11 protein-coding genes are annotated in these 15,537 nt (G+C 75.9%); 4 read left to right on the forward strand and 7 right to left on the reverse strand.

Annotated elements, in window-relative coordinates:
* Positions 1–43 precede the first annotated feature (43 nt).
* The 3 genes from ACZ6BG_RS31785 to ACZ6BG_RS31795 form a co-directional block, all read right to left on the reverse strand.
* A complete protein-coding gene (locus ACZ6BG_RS31785; protein ID WP_469007708.1) occupies positions 44–1,216 on the reverse strand; it encodes a cytochrome P450 in 1,173 nt (390 codons plus the stop codon).
* 1,044 nt (positions 1,217–2,260) lie between these two features.
* Positions 2,261–2,989 carry a sigma-70 family RNA polymerase sigma factor gene (locus ACZ6BG_RS31790; RefSeq protein WP_469007709.1) on the reverse strand — a complete coding sequence of 243 codons (729 nt, stop codon included), beginning with the start codon at positions 2,987–2,989 and terminating at the stop codon, positions 2,261–2,263.
* A 322-nt stretch (positions 2,990–3,311) separates the two neighbouring features.
* Positions 3,312–4,229, reverse strand: coding sequence for a hypothetical protein (locus tag ACZ6BG_RS31795; protein ID WP_469007710.1), 918 nt, complete (start codon positions 4,227–4,229; stop codon positions 3,312–3,314).
* A 672-nt stretch (positions 4,230–4,901) separates the two neighbouring features.
* On the opposite strand from ACZ6BG_RS31795, the gene ACZ6BG_RS31800 reads away from it, so the two are divergent.
* Positions 4,902–6,041, forward strand: coding sequence for an MFS transporter (locus tag ACZ6BG_RS31800; RefSeq protein ID WP_469007711.1), 1,140 nt, complete (start codon positions 4,902–4,904; stop codon positions 6,039–6,041).
* Positions 6,034–7,290 carry a sugar ABC transporter permease gene (locus ACZ6BG_RS31805; protein ID WP_469007712.1) on the forward strand — a complete coding sequence of 419 codons (1,257 nt, stop codon included), beginning with the start codon at positions 6,034–6,036 and terminating at the stop codon, positions 7,288–7,290. Before ACZ6BG_RS31800 ends, ACZ6BG_RS31805 begins: the two co-directional genes overlap by 8 nt.
* Before the next feature lie 51 nt (positions 7,291–7,341).
* On the opposite strand, the gene ACZ6BG_RS31810 is transcribed toward ACZ6BG_RS31805, so the two are convergent.
* Positions 7,342–8,505 carry an acyl-CoA dehydrogenase family protein gene (locus ACZ6BG_RS31810; protein WP_469008162.1) on the reverse strand — a complete coding sequence of 388 codons (1,164 nt, stop codon included), beginning with the start codon at positions 8,503–8,505 and terminating at the stop codon, positions 7,342–7,344.
* Positions 8,506–8,734: 229 nt separating this feature from the next.
* Here ACZ6BG_RS31810 and ACZ6BG_RS31815 point away from each other — a divergent pair, with 229 nt between their 5' ends.
* Both ACZ6BG_RS31815 and ACZ6BG_RS31820 read left to right on the forward strand, forming a co-directional pair.
* Positions 8,735–10,723 (forward strand): CoA transferase, encoded by a 1,989-nt coding sequence (locus ACZ6BG_RS31815; protein WP_469007713.1) that lies wholly within the window; start codon positions 8,735–8,737, stop codon positions 10,721–10,723.
* Positions 10,724–10,805: 82 nt separating this feature from the next.
* Positions 10,806–12,653 carry a class I adenylate-forming enzyme family protein gene (locus ACZ6BG_RS31820; protein WP_469007714.1) on the forward strand — a complete coding sequence of 616 codons (1,848 nt, stop codon included), beginning with the start codon at positions 10,806–10,808 and terminating at the stop codon, positions 12,651–12,653.
* A 119-nt stretch (positions 12,654–12,772) separates the two neighbouring features.
* Here ACZ6BG_RS31820 and ACZ6BG_RS31825 read toward each other — a convergent pair whose 3' ends face one another.
* From ACZ6BG_RS31825 to ACZ6BG_RS31835, 3 genes are all read right to left on the reverse strand, one after another.
* The gene (locus tag ACZ6BG_RS31825) at positions 12,773–13,588 is read right to left on the reverse strand and encodes a metal ABC transporter solute-binding protein, Zn/Mn family (RefSeq protein ID WP_469007715.1); all 816 of its coding nucleotides are present in this window, start codon (positions 13,586–13,588) and stop codon (positions 12,773–12,775) included.
* Entirely contained in the window at positions 13,531–14,415 is an 885-nt protein-coding gene (locus ACZ6BG_RS31830) for a metal ABC transporter permease (protein WP_469008165.1), read from the reverse strand. Before ACZ6BG_RS31830 ends, ACZ6BG_RS31825 begins: the two co-directional genes overlap by 58 nt.
* A 451-nt stretch (positions 14,416–14,866) precedes the next feature.
* Positions 14,867–15,505: a metal ABC transporter ATP-binding protein gene (locus ACZ6BG_RS31835; protein WP_469007716.1), complete on the reverse strand. Its 639-nt coding sequence runs from the start codon at positions 15,503–15,505 to the stop codon at positions 14,867–14,869.
* Between the last annotated feature and the right edge of the window lie 32 nt (positions 15,506–15,537).

Genomic DNA, 15,537 nt, shown 5'->3' on the forward strand with positions numbered 1-15,537 from the left:
CGCCACCAGGGGGCGGGCGGCGCGCGGGGGCGGGTGGAGCCGACTACCAGGCGACGAGCAGCCGGGAGAGGCCGCGGGTGCCCATGCCGTCCTTCCAGACCACCGGCTCGGGGACGTCGGCGAAGCGCAGTCCGGGGAACCGTTCGACCAGTCGGCGGAAGACGATCTGCAGCTGGATCCGGCCGAGCGGGGCGCCGAGGCAGCGGTGCAGGCCGTGGCCGAACGTGAGATGGACCGAGTCGCGGCCCTCGGGCTCCAGGAGGTCCGGCTCGGGGTAGACCTTGGCGTCGCGGTTGCCGTTCAGGAGCGACACCATCAGGGCGTCGCCCGCCTGCACCTGGACGCTGCCCAGTTGCACGGGCTCCGTCGCCACGCGCGAGAAGCTCAAGGGGGTGGTGGGGGTGAGGCGCATCAGCTCCTCGACCGCCGCGTCCACGCGCTCGGGGTGCTCGACCAGGTCGCGGTAGCCGGCCGGGTCGGAGAGCAGCACGTGCGCGGAGAGGGCGATCTGGCCGACCGTCGTCTCGTAGCCCGCCATCAGGAGGGTCAGGCCGAGGGTGATCAGCTCGCCCGGGGTCAGCTCGCCCCGGTCCTGCGCCTGGATGAGCGAGGAGAGCAGGTCGTCCTCGGGCGCGCGGCGCTTGGTGGCGAGCAGATCGGCCATGTAGCCGCTGAGTTCGAGGCGCTTGCGGCCCTTCTCCTGCGGGGAGCTGGCCGAGATGTCGAAGAGCACCTCGACCCAGTCGCGGAACTTCGCGCTGTCCGTCAGCGGGATGCCGAGGAGCTGGCACAGCACGTCGAGCGGCAGCGGGTTGGCGAGGCCCTCCATGAGGTCGGCGCCGGGGCCGCGCTCCTCGAGGGCGTCCAGGTAGCGGTCCGTCACCTCGGTGATGCCCGGGGCCATCGCGGCCATCTTGCGGGCGGTGAACGCGCCGATGACGGTCTTGCGCAGGCGGGCGTGCTCGGCGCCGTCCATGCTCATCATCGACTCGGCCACGGGCTGCGCGTCGTTGAACATCGGCGCGCCCGGCGCCACGGCGGCGGTCCTGCTGAACCGCTTGTCCGCGAGGACGAGACGGCTGAGCGCGTAGTCGCGCACGAGCCACATCTTGTCGCCGGTCGGCGTGATCATCTGCGTGACGTCGTCGGCGCCCGGCTCCCCCGGCTCGAAGAAGTCCGGCAGCGGGCCCAGCTGGTGATAGGGGCACTGCGTCATGGGTGTCTTTCCTCCCCCTGGTTGGCGGCTGTCAGGCAGCCGGAATTCGGCGCTCCGTTTGTCGCGGTGTCACGGTGTCGTGGTGTCACGGCCGTCGGTAGAACGCTCCGCACGCTGTCCCCGGACGCACGGAGGCCCGCCGCGGGGGCGGGACGGTGACGCGTACTCAACGGCCTTGCGGTCCCCCGCCGCGGACGGCCGGTGGGCCGAGCAGTCGCGGGTGACACGGCACGAGGTCGGTGGTGAGCCGCCCTGGTGTGCGGCCGGTACCGAAGAAACCGGAAGAGCCGGAAGGCGGGACATGGCGCGATCGCGCGGTCGCGGACACGGCCATATCCCCCCTTCACCTCGAATTCACTGTGCACAAGCCTGGATCGGCCCCGGGAATCCTTCTCCATTCCATACCTGGAAAGGAGGGCTGCTGCCGTGCCCGCTCCTGGATTTCCGGCTTTCTGGCCGAGCTCGAACATACCCTCCGGCCGGGAAACGGTGAACCGGAAACTGGAGACTACGGGGGTAGTTGGCGACAGGTCGCGAGACCGCTGCCGCCGGTGCGCTCGCGGCTGTCCTGTCAACGGGACGGACTGGGCTGTCGGCCCTCCGATGAGGGGCCGTCGGGCCCGCGTGAAGGGGGCCCGACGGGCCGAACTTGACACGCGCGACCCGCTCGTACTCGCTCTTCGGCGAATCACGAATTCCGCATGAGCGGCCGTCGGGAAATCTTTGACGCATTCATAACGGACCGAACTTCGGATGTTCTTCGTTACGTACTCGGGTGCGTCGCCGAAGAACACCTGGAGTTCGCCCGGAAGTCGGCTGCCGAGGCTCCGCGCATGGTGACACGGGTGGGAACCGGTACGGCAGTGAACTCCGTCATATTCATTTAACAGTTCGCGGCGCGGTGAGGGGCGACCGGTCCTGCGGGGCCGGGGGGAGAGACGGCGGGAGGCGCCGGGAGATGCCGGGAGACGGAGGGGGCCGCCGCCGCGAGCGCGGCAGCGACCCCCTTCAGCGGTGCGGTTCCTCCGTGGTCCGTTTCTTCCGTCAGGCCGCGGCGAGGGCCTCGATGAGCGTGGCCCGCGCCCGGGCCACCCGGGAGCGGACCGTGCCGACGGGGCAGCCGATGGCGGCGGCCGCCTCCGCGTAGGGCTGCTGGAGGAGCTGGGTGAGGACGAACGCCTCGCGCCGCTCGGCCGGTATGCCGTCGAGCAGTTCGGCGAGCGCGATGCCGTCGTCGAACCCGGGCAGCCCGCGCGGCTGCGCCTGCTCGGCGGCGGCCTGCCAGTCGTCGCGGTCCGAGAGCCGGGGACGGGCGGCCGCGTGCCGCAGGCTGTCGACGACGGTGCGCCGCGCGATCGAAAGCAGCCAGGTGCGCGCGGAGGAGCGTCCCTCGAACCGGTGCAGGCTGCCGAGCGCCCGCAGGAACGTGTCCTGCGCGAGGTCGTCGGCGGCCTGCGGGTCGGCGCTCAGGTGCGCCACGTAGCGCAGGACGTCCCGGTGCAGGGCGCGCACGAAACGCTCTACGGCCTCGGGGTCACCGTCGCGCGCGGCGAGGGCGAGCCGCGTGACGGGTTCGTCGGCGGCGTCGGTGCGGCGGGTGCGGGTACGGGTGGGAGCGGCTGGGCCGGGACAAGGGGAGGGCGCGGGTGCGGGTGCGGATTTCCGCGCCGCCGGTGCCGGTGCGGATTCCCGTGCTGTCAGTGCCGGTGCTGATGTGTGGGCCGGTGCCGGTGTCGCGGTGTGGGCAGGGGGTGCCGTCAGGGCAGGAGTCATCGCCTGAAGTCCTTTAGGAGTCCGGGATTTCGGGATCCGGCCGCGCGGGGCGGGGCCGGTGAGGTGTCGTACGACCCGGCGCCGTGAAGGCGGCGCGGGCCGGTGCCCGACCTGCTCGGGGCGTGCGCGCCACGACGTGCCGCGGTGCGGCGTGACGTGGCGGGACGCGCGCGGACGGTACGCGGCCCGTCGGCGGGGTACGGCGGCACGGACGCGGAGCCGTGGGGCGCCGAGCCTGATGTGCGGGACGAAGCCGTACCGTGCCGGGCGGATGCCGTGCGAGCGCCGTGCGATGCCGTGGCGGGTCGGGGGAAACCAGCTGTCAGACGACAGCGATCCCGAGGGGCGGACCCCTGGACGTGATGGCGTGGACGAGCAGCAGACGCCGCGCACGCCGGGCGCCGAAGTCGCGGCGCGGGCGCAGTCGCGGCCGGTGCGGGGGTTGCGGCAGGCGCAGGGCGAGCCGCAGTGGGGCGACGAGCCAGCCCGCGACGGCGCGGCCGACGCGGAACGCGGCGCGCTCGCCGTACGCGAGCCACAGTCCGCACAGGAGTGCGGCCAGGAGGTGGGCGGCGAGCATGCCCGACGGGGACATGCCGCCCATGTCGTGCCCGGAGTGCATGCCTGACATGCCAGGCATACCCGTCATATCGGCCAGATCGGCCATGCCGGAACCCGAGCCCGAGCCTGATCCCGAGATGCCGCCCGACGGGTCGTGCGTGCCGGACATGCCGTGCCCCATGGAGGCGTGGGCGCTGCCCGCGCCGGACGCCCCCGCGGTCCCCGCGTCGACGGTCTCCTGCATGCCCATGGAGTGCCGGGCGTGCCCCGGCGGCGGCCCGTGCAGCCGGTCGGCGAGGCCCGCGTCGGTGACGGCGCGTACCGCGTCCGCCTCCGGCAGCATCCCCGTACCGCCCGCTCCGCACAGCAGATGGCGCGCCCACTGCTGGGCGATCGACGCGCCGCCGCCCGCCGAGGACTGCGCCATGGCCTGCGCCAGTGAGAACCAGGTGTGCAGCGCGGCCTGGGCCACGACGGACGCGGAGGTGACGGCGAGGACACCGCGTTCGCGCCCGGCGATGAGCCAGGCGCCCGCGAACGTCACGCCGCCCGCGCCGGGCAGCGCCCACCAGGGCAGCGGCGCCGACGACATCAGGGCGTGGCCCGTGGCCGCGAGCAGCACGCAGGAGGCCGCGAACACCGCAGCCCGTACCGCGCGACAGCTTCGGCCCCCAGTCATGGCGGCCTCATCCTTGCATCCGCCTCGCGGCGGCAACGGGCGGGTCCGGAATGTTCCGTCGGGAGGCGCGGGGAGGCCGGGCGGCGCCTGGGCCCCGACTGGGGTGTGGCCGGGGTCACGAAGACGCCCGGGAACCCCGGAGGGAACGGATCCGACTCCTGCGGCGGCGCGTTGGGCCACGACGCGCCCGAGGCACGGGAGCGCGCGGCGCGGTGCGCTGTGAACGCGGTGGATTCGTCCGGCTGTACGAGACTTCCTGGGGGCGGCTGAGTGGGGACGGAGCAGGCGGGGGTCGGGCCGGAGCGCGCGGGGCGCGGGCCGGTGGCGGTGGGGCGCGGGGCGGAGCCGCGGCTTCAGCCCGCGCCACAGCCGGAGGCCGCCGAGCCGCGGTCTCAGCCGCAGGGCACCGAGTCGCGGTCTCAGCCGGAGGGCACCGAGTCGCGGTCTCAGCCGGAGCCGGACGGCGCCGAGCCACAGCCTCAGCCGGAGCCGGACGGCGCCGAGCCACAGCCTCAGCCGGAGCCGGACGGCGCCGAGCCACAGCCTCAGCCGCAGTCGGACGGCACCGAGCCGCGGTCTCAGCCGAAGGCCCCCGACCCCCGCCGACCGGCGCGACCCCCCTCCCCGCCCCCAGCGGCGCGCCCGCTCCCCACCGCCCTCCTCACCTGCGCGATGGCCTTCTCCATGCTCCAGCTCTTCCTGCTGGGAGCACTCGGCCCGCGCCTGGTGGACGAGTTGGACATCTCGCCCACGGTCCTGGGTCTGACCACGACGATCGGCTTCGGTACCGCGGCCGTGCTGTCGCCCGCGGGCGGCCGGATCGTGGACCGCGTGGGCCCGCGCCGGGCGCTGGCGGCGCTGCTCCTGCTGTCGGCGCTGGCGCTGGCGCTGATCGGCGCGGCGCCGGGGGCGGCTTTCCTGCTGGCGGCGGTGGCCCTCGGCGGGCTGCCGCAGGCGCTCGCGAACCCGGTGACGAACAAGGCGATCCTGGCGGCGGTGGAACCGGCGCGCCGGGGCGCGGTGACCGGCATGAAGCAGTCGGGCGTCCAACTGGGCGCGTTCGCGGCGGGCCTGCCGCTCGCGGCACTGGCCGGGTGGCTCGGCTGGCGCGGCGCCGTGTGGACGGCGGCGGGCGCGGCGGTGGTGACGGCGGTGTGGGCGCTGCGGACGCTGCCGCCGGACGCGCCCGCCCGGACCGGCGCGCCACCGGCCTCCCTGGTGCCGCGCGGCACCATCGCCTGGCTGGCGGGCTTCTCGCTCCTGCTCGGCTGTGGCATCGCGTCCGTCAACACATACCTGGCGCTGTACGGGGCGCACCGCCTCGGCCTCGGACCGGGAGCGGCCGGGGCGCTGGTGGCGGTGCTCGGGGTGTCCGGGGTCGTGGGCCGTGTGGCCTGGTCCAAGGCGGCGACGCCCGGCCGTGCGGAGTGGCTGCCGGGCCTGCTCGCCGCGGGCGCGGTCGGCGCGGCGCTGCTCCTGGCCGGGGCGGCGGCGCTGGGCGCGCTGGTGTGGCCGGGCGCGGTGGCGGTGGGGGTGTTCGCGGTGTCGGCCAACGCGGTGTCGATGGTCCTGGTCATGCAGCGCGCGGCACCGGGCCGGGCAGGCCAGGACTCCGCCCTGGTCTCGGCGGGCTTCTTCGCGGGCTTCGCCCTGGGCCCACCCCTCTTCGGCCTCCTGGCCTCCGCCGGCCACTACGGCTGGGGCTGGACCCTGGTGACGACGGAGTTCGCGGCGGCGGGCGCGGTGGCACTGACGTGGGCGGTACGGGAACGGGGGCGCGGGGCCGGTGCGGGGGAGGGCCGGGGTGCTTGAGGGCCGGGGCGGGACGACGGACGGGTGGGCCGGTGGCGCCCTCGAGGCCGTCCTCGGCCGGGCCGCCGTGACCCTCGCCGAGGTCGGCCCCCGCTTCCCGCTGTCCGCCGACCCCGCCACCGGCACGTGGACGACGACCAGGCGGGGCTCCTGGACGGGCGGCTTCTGGGCCGGACTGCTCTGGCTGCGGGCGCGGTACACGGGCGCTCCGGCCGACCGGACCGCCGCCGAGGACTGCACGGCACGCCTCGCCGACTGGGCCGACGCCGACACCGCGACGCGCGGCCTGATCCTCTGGTACGGCACCGCCCTCGCCACCGACTCGGAGCCCGCCGACGCCCTCCGCGCCCGCGCCGCCCGCGCCTGCCTCACCGCCTTCGACCCCGAACTCGGCCTGGTCCCCTGGGGCTCGGCCTTCGGCGGCCCCCGCCTGCTCGCCCGCGCGGACGGGGCACCGGGGCTGGGCCCGCTCCTCGCCTCGGCGGGGCAGCGGGGGAGGGAGGCGGCGGCCGCACACCTGCGGCGGCACCTGGCGCTGTGCGTCGGGGACGACGGGCGCCTCACCCCCGCCTGGCGTCACGACCCCGCCACCGGCTGGCACCCCCTCGCCGAACCGGCCCCCGGCTGGAGCCGCGGCCGAGCCTGGCTCCTGCTCGCCGTGGCGGACGCGCTGACGCGGCCCGGTGACGCCGTGGCGCGCCCGGACCACCTGCGCGCGACGGCTGCGTGGCTGGGGGCACCGGGGCCCGAGCCGACTGCGGACGAGGCGGGGGCGGCCTCACCCCCGCCGACCCCCCTCGTCCCACCCGCCGACGAATCCCGCCCCGACGGCCCGCCCGACACCTCCGCCGCCGCCATCACCGCCGTCGCCCTCCTCAAACTCGCGACCCTGCCCGGCCAAGAGGCCTGCGCCCGCCGAGCGGAGGCCGTCCTGCACCGCCTGGCCACCGCGCACCTGAGCGGCACTGGAGCCAGCAGCGCAACCGGGACCAACACCGCGACCGCCACCAACTCCCGCACCGGCACCGATACCAACTCCGGCACCGGCACCGGAAAAGCCCTCGCCGCCCCGACCCCCAGCCCCTCCACCGCCCCCAGCCCTTCCATCCCCCCACCCGGCATGCTCCTCCACGGCTGCCACGACGCGGCCACCGGCACCGCCATCCAACACGAGCTGATCTGGGGCGACTTCTTCCTGGCCCTCGGCCTCGCCGCGCTGACGGGTCTGGTGGACCCGCGCGAGGCGTGAGGCGCCGGACGGGGGCCGCGTCGTCCGCGGAGGCCCCCGGCCGGGCAACCGCTACGCGTACCCGCCCAACACCCGCCGAGCCACCGACGTGATGTGCAACTCGTCCGGCCCGTCGAGGATCCGCGCAGCGCGCCCCGTGCGCAGGAGCGCGGGCAGTGCGGTGTCGGGCCCGAGCCCGGCCGCGCCGTGCACCTGGACGGCCGCGTCCACGACCTGCTGCAGCGTGCGCGCCGCCGCGACCTTGGCGAGGCCCACCTCGACGTGCGCGTCCTCCTCGGCGACGAGCCGCGCCACCGCCTCGTGCACCAGCGGCCGCGCCGTACGCAGCGCGAGCAGCGACTCGAAGACATGGCGCTGGACGAGCTGGTGGGAGGAGAGCGGCCCACGGGACCCCGTACGGGCGACGGCACGCGCGGCCATCAGGTCGAAGGCCCGCTGCGCCTGCCCGAGCCAGCGCAGACAGCGCAGCGTACGGCCGAGTTGGAGCCGCTGCCCGGCGACGGCGAGCGCGGCGCCGCGCGCCCCGACGAGATGGTCGCCCGGCACCCGTACGCCGTCGAACTCGATCTCCCACTGGCCGCCCGCCCCGAGCACGGGCAGTTCGCGTACGACACGGAAGCCGCGCGACGCCGTGGGCACGAGGAACAGCGAAAGGCCGTCGCGGTCCGGCGGCGCGCCGTCCGTGCGGGCCAGCACGGTGACGAGGTCCGCGCCCGCCGCCCCGGAGGTGAACCACTTGCGGCCGGTCAGACGCCAACTCCCGTCCGGCCGGAGGGTGGCGCGGGTACCGGTGAGGAAGGGGTCGGTGCCGGGCACGTCGGGCTCGGTCATCGCGTAACAGGTGCGGAGTTCGCCCGAGACGAGCCGGGTGAGATACGCCTCGCGGACCCGCGCGGTGCCGTGGCGGCGCAGCATCGCCACATCGAGGAGCGGTGCGGAGCCGAGCGCGGCGGGCCCGTGATCGCTGGCGCCCTCGGCCTCGGCGAACGTCGCGTACCGGGCCAGGCCGAGCCCCTGCCCGCCCAGTTCGGCGGGCAGGGGCAGCGCCCACAGCCCGGCCCGCCGGGCCCGCTCCCGCAGGGACCGCAGCACGGCGTCGGCCGGTGGTCCGCCCGCGTCCAGGGTGTCCTCGTACGGGATGACGTGTTCGCGTACGAAGGCGGCGACGCGCTCGGACAAGGACGCGACGCCGTCGGCCGGGGGCGCAGCGCCCACCCCGCCCCCGGCCGCGTCCCCGCACCGCTCGCCCGGCCCGTCCACCACATCCACCACGTCCTCTGCTCCCACCGCTCCCACCGCTTCCTTTGGTTCACCGGGAACCCGCGGGCCCGGGCGCCCGACTGTCTTCCAAGGAACTGGTCGGGTGCCGACGGCCTCGGGTTCCCGCGTTCGGAACGACCCCGGCGGGGGCTGCCCCCGCACCGGGAGAGGAGACACGACTGACATGACGTCACCACCCCTCACCACAGTGCGGACCGCCGCCCTGCCCCTGGAGTCGCTGCGCTGCGACATCGCAGGGCCGCCGGAGCTGACGCGGGTCGTGACCGAGCATCTGCGCCTGCTCGGCGCCGAGACGGCCGAGGCGGCGGAAGCGGCCGGGACGGCGGAGGCGTCGACCGGGACGGCCGGGACCGCGGAGGCCGCCGAGACCGCAGTGCCCGCCGGGGCCACCGGAACCGAGCCGACCGCCGGGACCCCGGAGCCCGCCGCAGAGCCCGGCACGCATGCCCATGCCGTCCTCACCGGAGGCGGGTTCGGGCCGGTGACGGCGGAGGTGCACTGGGCGGAGGAACGGACGGCCGCGTCGCGGGACGCGGTGGGCACGCCGCCACAGGACGCGGCGGGGGCCGTACCGCCCCCCACCCCCGACGAGGCCACCGTCCAGGCCGCCACCGGCATCATGTCCGTGCACGGCCGCCGGGACGGCAGCCCCCGCGGGCTCGGCGCCGACTACGCGGCCACCGCCGCGGGCGTCCTCGCCGTCCAAGGGCTGCTGGCCCAGCTCCTCGCCCAGGCCAGGGGCGGAGCCGCCCGCGCGGCCGGGCGGGTCACGACCAGTGCGGCACGGGCGGGGCTGCTCGCCGTGTCGCAGTACCTCGCCGCCACCGGCGCCGACGAGGACGAGGCGGCCCGACTCGCCCCGGGCGGGCCCCCGTTCACCTCCGCCGACGGCGTCCACTTCGAGCTGGAGACCCTCGACCCCGGCGCCTGGGCGGCGTTCTGGCGGGCCCTGGACGCGCCGGGCGAGGCGATACGCGGCGGCTGGCGGCCCTTCCAGTTCCGGTACGCCACCGCCTGCGCGCCCCTCCCGGAGGCCCTGCACGCCACGGCCCGCGCCCACGGGTGGGCGCGCGTCAGGCAGGCCGCGGCCACCTCCGGCGCCGAGGTCTGCGCCCTGCGCACCCTCGCGGAGCGGGCGGCCGAGCACGACGGTGCCGCGCCCTGGTCCCTGGCGAGGCTCGGCCCGGCCGCCGCCGCGCCGGAGCGGCAGGGCCGCCAACTCCCTTCCTCCGAGCGCCCACTGGCGGGAATCACCGTCCTGGAGGCGGGCCGCCGCATCCAGGCCCCCCTGGCCGCCCACCTGCTCCGTCTCCTCGGCGCCGACGTCGTCCGCGTCGAGCCCCCGGGCGGCGACCCCCTGCGCGGCATGCCGCCCGCCTGCGGCGGCGTCTCCGCCCGCTGGCTGGCCCTCAACCGCGGCAAGCGCGCCGTCGAGGCCGACATCAAGTCCCCCTCCGGGCGCCGCCGCCTGCGCGAACTCGTCGCCGACGCCGATGTGTTCCTGCACAACTGGGCCCCCGGCAAGGCCGCCCAGCTCGGCCTGGACGCCGCCGACCTCAGCGCCGTCAACCCGGGCCTCGTGTACGCGTACACGAGCGGCTGGGGCGACCGGATCGACGACGCCCCCATGGGCACCGACTTCATGGTCCAGGCCCGCACGGCCGTCGGCGCGGCGGTGCGCCCGGCCGACGAGCCGCCCGCACCCTCCCTGATGACCCTCCTCGACGTGCTGGGCGGCCTCCTCGGCGCGGAAGCCGTGCTCGCCGGGCTGCTCCTGCGCGAACGCAACGGCGGCCGCGGCGTACGCGTCGACTCCTCCCTGCTCGGCGCCGCCGACACCCTCACCGCCCCCGCCCTGCGCCGCGCGGCCCAGGGCGCCGACCCCCGCCCGCCCGCCGGTTTCCGCCGCCCGCTGCGCACGGCCGACGGCTGGCTCGCCCCGGCCGACACCTGCGCGGCGGCCGCGTCGGCGTACGACCTGACCGACCTGCCCACGCCCGAGGCCCTGGACCTGCTGCGCTCCCACGGTCTGACCGCGACCCCGGTCACCGCCGACCTCGCCGCCCTGCACACCGGCGCGCGCCGCACGGACTCCATCGGGCGTGACGCGCACGGGGCGCCCGTCGTCCCGGACCCGTGGGCCTTCTCCTGACGCCCGCCGTGCCCGTGACCGCCGCACCGGCTCGCGCGCGACACCTCGAAAGCCTCCGCCCCTCGTCCTTCCAGGAGCCCGTATGCCCCGCCCCCTGAACGACCTCCTGCCCGCCTCCCTCCGCCGCGCCTGGGCGGTCGACGGCACCTGCCCCGACCTCGACCTGTACAGCCTGTTCCGGGCGCGGCAGATCAGCGATCTGCACCGCACGGCCGTGATCGACGCCAAGGGCAAGCTCTGTTACACCGCCCTGGACCGCAAGGTCCGATGTCTGGCCGTCGGGCTCAGAGAGCTAGGCGTCGCACCGGGAGACGTCGTCGGCGTGCAACTCCCCAACGCCCGCGCGGCGGTCATCGCCGACCTCGCCCTCGCGGCGATCGGCGCGGTCGCCCTGCCCTTCCCCGTGGGCCGCGGCGCGGCGGAGGCCACGAGCCTGCTGCGGCGCGCCGACGCGGTGGCCGTCATCGCCGCCGCGGAGCACCGCGGCGCCCACCCGGCGGCGGCCCTCCTCGCCTCGGCGCCCGAGGCCCAGGACCGGCCCGGGACCCCCGGGCGGCCCGAGGCCCCCGACCGGCCGGGGACCCCCGTTCTGCCCGCCGCCCCCGACGAAGCTCCAGCCCTCGACCTGCCCGCGGCCTCCGACGAGGCTGCCGCCCCCGCACCCCTGCGCCACGTCATAGCCGTAGGCCCCGGTCCCCTCCCCGAAGGGGCCGTCCCCTTCGCCCAGTTGCTGCGCGCCGACCCGGCCGCGTTCGTGGCCGCGCGCCCCGACCCGGACGGCCCCGCCCGCATCCTGGTGTCCTCCGGCTCCGAGGCCGAGCCGAAGATGGTCGCGTACTCCCACAACGCCCTTGCCGGGGGCCGCGGCAACTTCTTCGCCTCGCTGATGCCGGACCCGGCGGAACCGCCGCGCTGTCTCTTCCTGGTGCCGCTGGCCTCCGCGTTCGGCTCCAACGGCACGGCCGTCGCCCTCGCCCGGCACGGCGGCACCCTCGTCCTGCTCGACCACTTCACGCCCGAGGCCGCCATCGCCGCCGTACGCGAACACGAACCCACCCACGTCCTGGGCGTCCCGACGATGGCCCGCATGATCCTCGACCGCCTGGAGCAGGAGCGGGAACAGGAACAGGAACAGGAAGGGGCCGGGAAACTGCCGGCGCCCACAGCCCTCGTCCTCGGCGGCTCCTCCCTCGACGCCACGACGGCCGCCGAGGCCCGCCACGCCTTCGGCTGCCCCGTCGTGAACCTCTACGGCTCCGCGGACGGCGTCAACTGCCATACGGGACTGGGCGATCCGGAGGGGCCGCGGCGGAGCCCGGCCGGAGACGGGGACGGGCCCGAGACCGGCCACGGGGACCGCCACGGCATCGTCGCGGGCCGCCCCGACCCCCGCGTCGCCGACATCCGCGTCGCCGACCCCGCCACCCATGAGCCCCTGCCGGACGGCGCTGTCGGCGAGATCGTCGCGCGCGGCCCGATGACACCCCTGTGCTACGTCGGCGCCCCCGAACTCGACGCCCGCTACCGCACCCCCGACGGCTGGGTCCGCACCGGAGACCTCGGCCTCCTCGACGCCGACGGCGTCCTGCACGTCGTCGGCCGCCTCAAGGACGTGGTGATCCGCGGCGGCGCCAACATCAGCCCCGCGGAGGTCGAACGGGAGCTGAGCGCGCATCCGCTGGTACGTGACGTGGTGTGCGTCGGCGTACCCGACCCGGTGATGGGGGAGCGGCTCGCGGCCTGCGTGGTCCCGGCGTCCCGCGCGACCGGGCCCGCGCCGACCCTCGACGACCTGGGCCACCACCTCACCGGGCGCGGCCTCGACCGCGCCAAGCACCCCGAACGGCTTCTGCTCGTCGAGGAGTTGCCGCTGACCCCGGCGGGCAAGCCGGACCGCGCGGCGCTGCGGGAGCGGGCCGCGGGCGCCTGAGGCCGGAGGCGACCGGCCGGTGAAAGGGGCGGGGGCGGGGGCCGGGGGTTTCTCCCCGGCCCCCGCCCCCGCCTCAGTGCGCCCGGCGCGCCCGACTTCCGACCACGCGCCCGCGCCTGTCAGCTCTTCGCCTTCATCGCCTTCTTCAACTCCGCGGCCGCGTCCCGGTACACCGGGAGCAGGTCCAGGTCCTTGCCCGGGTAGTTGACGATCTTCACCTGTGCGGCGCCGGAGTCGGGGAGGACCTTCCCGGTGGACATGTGCGCGTTGTCGAGGACCAACGCGGGCTTCTTCGCGGAGAGCCGGGCGAGCTGTCCGGCGGTCACGGCCTCCGGTCCGTACGTGCCGACGGTCCGCGCGCCCGCCATGCGGGCCGACCACGTGGTGAACACCTGGCTGACGACGGCCGGGCTGCTGCCGCCGGGCCAGGACGCCTTGAGGTCCTTGGCGAGCGCGGCGTACTCGCGGTCGAAGGTCTTGGTCCAGCTCGCCGCGGCGGCCTTGGTGCCGAAGAGCCCGCCGAGGCGGGTCACCTCGCCGCGCACCTTGGTGGCGTCGTTGTCGAGGTCGACCTTCACCAGCTCGGCATCGGAGCCCGCCGCGTCCTTGATCTTCCCGGCGTACGGCTCGAAGGGCGCGTACAGCACGAAGTCGGCCTTCGCGACGGCGGCGAGGTCGGACGGCTTCGGGTCGTAGTCGGGGGCGTGCTGGGTGGACGGCGGGACGAGGACCGTGACGTTCTTGGCGCCCGCGGCCTTGGCGAAGGCGCCCTCCCACGTGGTGGTGGCGACCACGACGGGCCCGTCCTTCTTGCTGTCCGAGCCGCCGTCGGACGAGTCGTCGCCGCAGCCCGCGGCCGTCAGGGCGAGGACGGCGCTCAGTGCGAGGAGGGCGGGCTTGCGGGTGTGGGGGATGCGGACGCCGGTGCGCGCCATGAGGTGATGCTCCGTTCGGGGATGAGGTGGACGGCGAGGACGACGGCCCCCGCGGTCAGGACGAGGACGGGCCCTGGCGGCCAGTCCAGCCAGAGGGCGATGAGGAAGCCCGTGACGTTGACGGCGAGGCCGATGGCCACGGCCCACAGCGCGATGGTGGTGAGCCGCTTGCCGAGACGGCGTGCGGCGAGGGCGGGCAGCAGGGTGAGGGCGTCCACGAGCAGCGCCCCGGTCAGCTTGATCGCGCCCGCCACGGCGACGGCGACGAGGACGAGCAGGACGACGGTGAGGGGGCCGACGCGTACGCCCGAGCACTGGGCGAGCTCGCGGTCGTACAGGAGCAGCGCCAGGTCGCGGCGCCGCCACCAGAACAGCGCCGGTACGACGACGGCGAGCACCCCGACCACGACGATGTCCGCGCTGCCGACGGACAGGATCGACCCCCACAGCAGCGCGAACGCGCCGGAGGCGTTGACCCCGGACACGGAGAGCACGAGGAGCGCCGCCGCGATGGCCATGCTCATCAGGAGCCCCATCGCCCCGGAAAGACCGGCCGGCGTCCGGGCCAGCGGCGCGACTCCCGCACCCGCGAGCGCACACGCCACCAGGGCACACAGCATCGGGTCGAGCCCCGTGAGCAGCCCGACGGCAATACCGAGCAGCGCGACATGCATCATCGCGAACCGCACCGGCATGATGTCGAGCCCGACGATCACAACCCCGACGATCGGCAGCCCCACAGCGGCAAGCAGCAACGCGAACCCGGCCCGCTGCACGGGCACGAGTTCGAGCATCAGCCCAAGGTCGGCGGTGGCGAGCCCGATCATCGCCACACCCCCGACACCCCGAACCGGCTCTGCCTGTCCCACCCGGATCTGTCCCGCCCAGCTCCGTCCCACCCGGCACTGTCCCGCCCACCGGCGACGCGCACCCCGCCCGGGGCTCCCGCTCTGCCGGGTCGCGCCCCCCAGCCGGTCCGGCGTTCGAGAACGAGCCCCCAAGCGGCGGTCGACGAGCCCTTGTCCCGCCCAAGCCCGTCCTGCCCACCGGGGGCGCGCACTCCGCCCGGTCGAACCCCCCAGCCGGTCCGGCGCTTGAGGACGAGCCGCGGAGCGGCGATCAGCGGGGGTCTGTCCCACCCGCCCGGGACCCCCACCCCACCCCGTCGCACTTCAGCCCGTCCGGCGTTTGAGGACGAGGCGCGGAGCGCCGATACGGGGTCCGGGGCGGAGCCCCGGGTTCGGGAAGGGGCGGGATGGGGGAGCCCCCGGCAAGGCCTCACCGCCCCACCTCCCGCAGCCGCCCGGCCGCCATGTCCAACACGCGATCGCAACGCTCGGCGAGCGCACGGTCGTGGGTGACGACGACGAGCGTGACCGGCAGAGCCATGAGCGCCTCGGCAGCCTCCTCCTGCCCCGCGAAGTCCAGCGCGGCGGTGGGCTCATCGGCCAGCAGCACCCCGGCCCCGGCGGCCACACACCCGATGGCCCGCGCCAGATACATCCGCTGCAACTGCCCCCCGGACAAGGTGTCCAGAGGCTGCCGCCGCAACGTCCCCACGCCCAGCGCACGAGCTGCATCAGCCGCCTCGCAGGGCGCCCCACCGGAGTCCAGCAACTCCCCCGCGAGCAGCGGAAACCGTCCGGCCGCGGGCTTCTGCGGCACCCACGCGCAGGCCTGCCGCCGCCACGCCCGATCCGCCGCGGAAGCGGCACCGCGGCCACCGACGAGGATGCTGCCCGCAGCAGGCCGGTGCAGGCCGAGGACGGCCCGCAGCAGCGTGGACTTGCCGGAGCCGTTCGTCCCGGTGAGCGCCACCCGCTCCCCTGCTGCGACCTCCAGATGCACGTCGTCGACGGCGACCACGCGCCCATGCCCGCAGGTCACACCCCGCATACGTATGTCCAGACCACCCATCGGTCGCCCGCGCCCCTCTCCCGGCCCTGCTC

This window comes from Streptomyces sp. NPDC041205, assembly GCF_055591765.1.

What these genes read in the sequence shown, in the direction of transcription:
- ACZ6BG_RS31785 (WP_469007708.1), bottom strand. Translation starts at nt 1,216, where the DNA reads ATGACGCAGTGCCCCTATCACCAGCTGGGCCCGCTGCCGGACTTCTTC.
- ACZ6BG_RS31790 (WP_469007709.1), bottom strand. Translation starts at nt 2,989, where the DNA reads ATGACTCCTGCCCTGACGGCACCCCCTGCCCACACCGCGACACCGGCA.
- ACZ6BG_RS31795 (WP_469007710.1), bottom strand. Translation starts at nt 4,229, where the DNA reads ATGACTGGGGGCCGAAGCTGTCGCGCGGTACGGGCTGCGGTGTTCGCG.
- ACZ6BG_RS31800 (WP_469007711.1), top strand. Translation starts at nt 4,902, where the DNA reads ATGGCCTTCTCCATGCTCCAGCTCTTCCTGCTGGGAGCACTCGGCCCG.
- ACZ6BG_RS31815 (WP_469007713.1), top strand. Translation starts at nt 8,735, where the DNA reads ATGACGTCACCACCCCTCACCACAGTGCGGACCGCCGCCCTGCCCCTG.
- ACZ6BG_RS31820 (WP_469007714.1), top strand. Translation starts at nt 10,806, where the DNA reads ATGCCCCGCCCCCTGAACGACCTCCTGCCCGCCTCCCTCCGCCGCGCC.
- ACZ6BG_RS31825 (WP_469007715.1), bottom strand. Translation starts at nt 13,588, where the DNA reads ATGGCGCGCACCGGCGTCCGCATCCCCCACACCCGCAAGCCCGCCCTC.
- ACZ6BG_RS31830 (WP_469008165.1), bottom strand. Translation starts at nt 14,415, where the DNA reads ATGATCGGGCTCGCCACCGCCGACCTTGGGCTGATGCTCGAACTCGTG.
- ACZ6BG_RS31835 (WP_469007716.1), bottom strand. Translation starts at nt 15,505, where the DNA reads ATGGGTGGTCTGGACATACGTATGCGGGGTGTGACCTGCGGGCATGGG.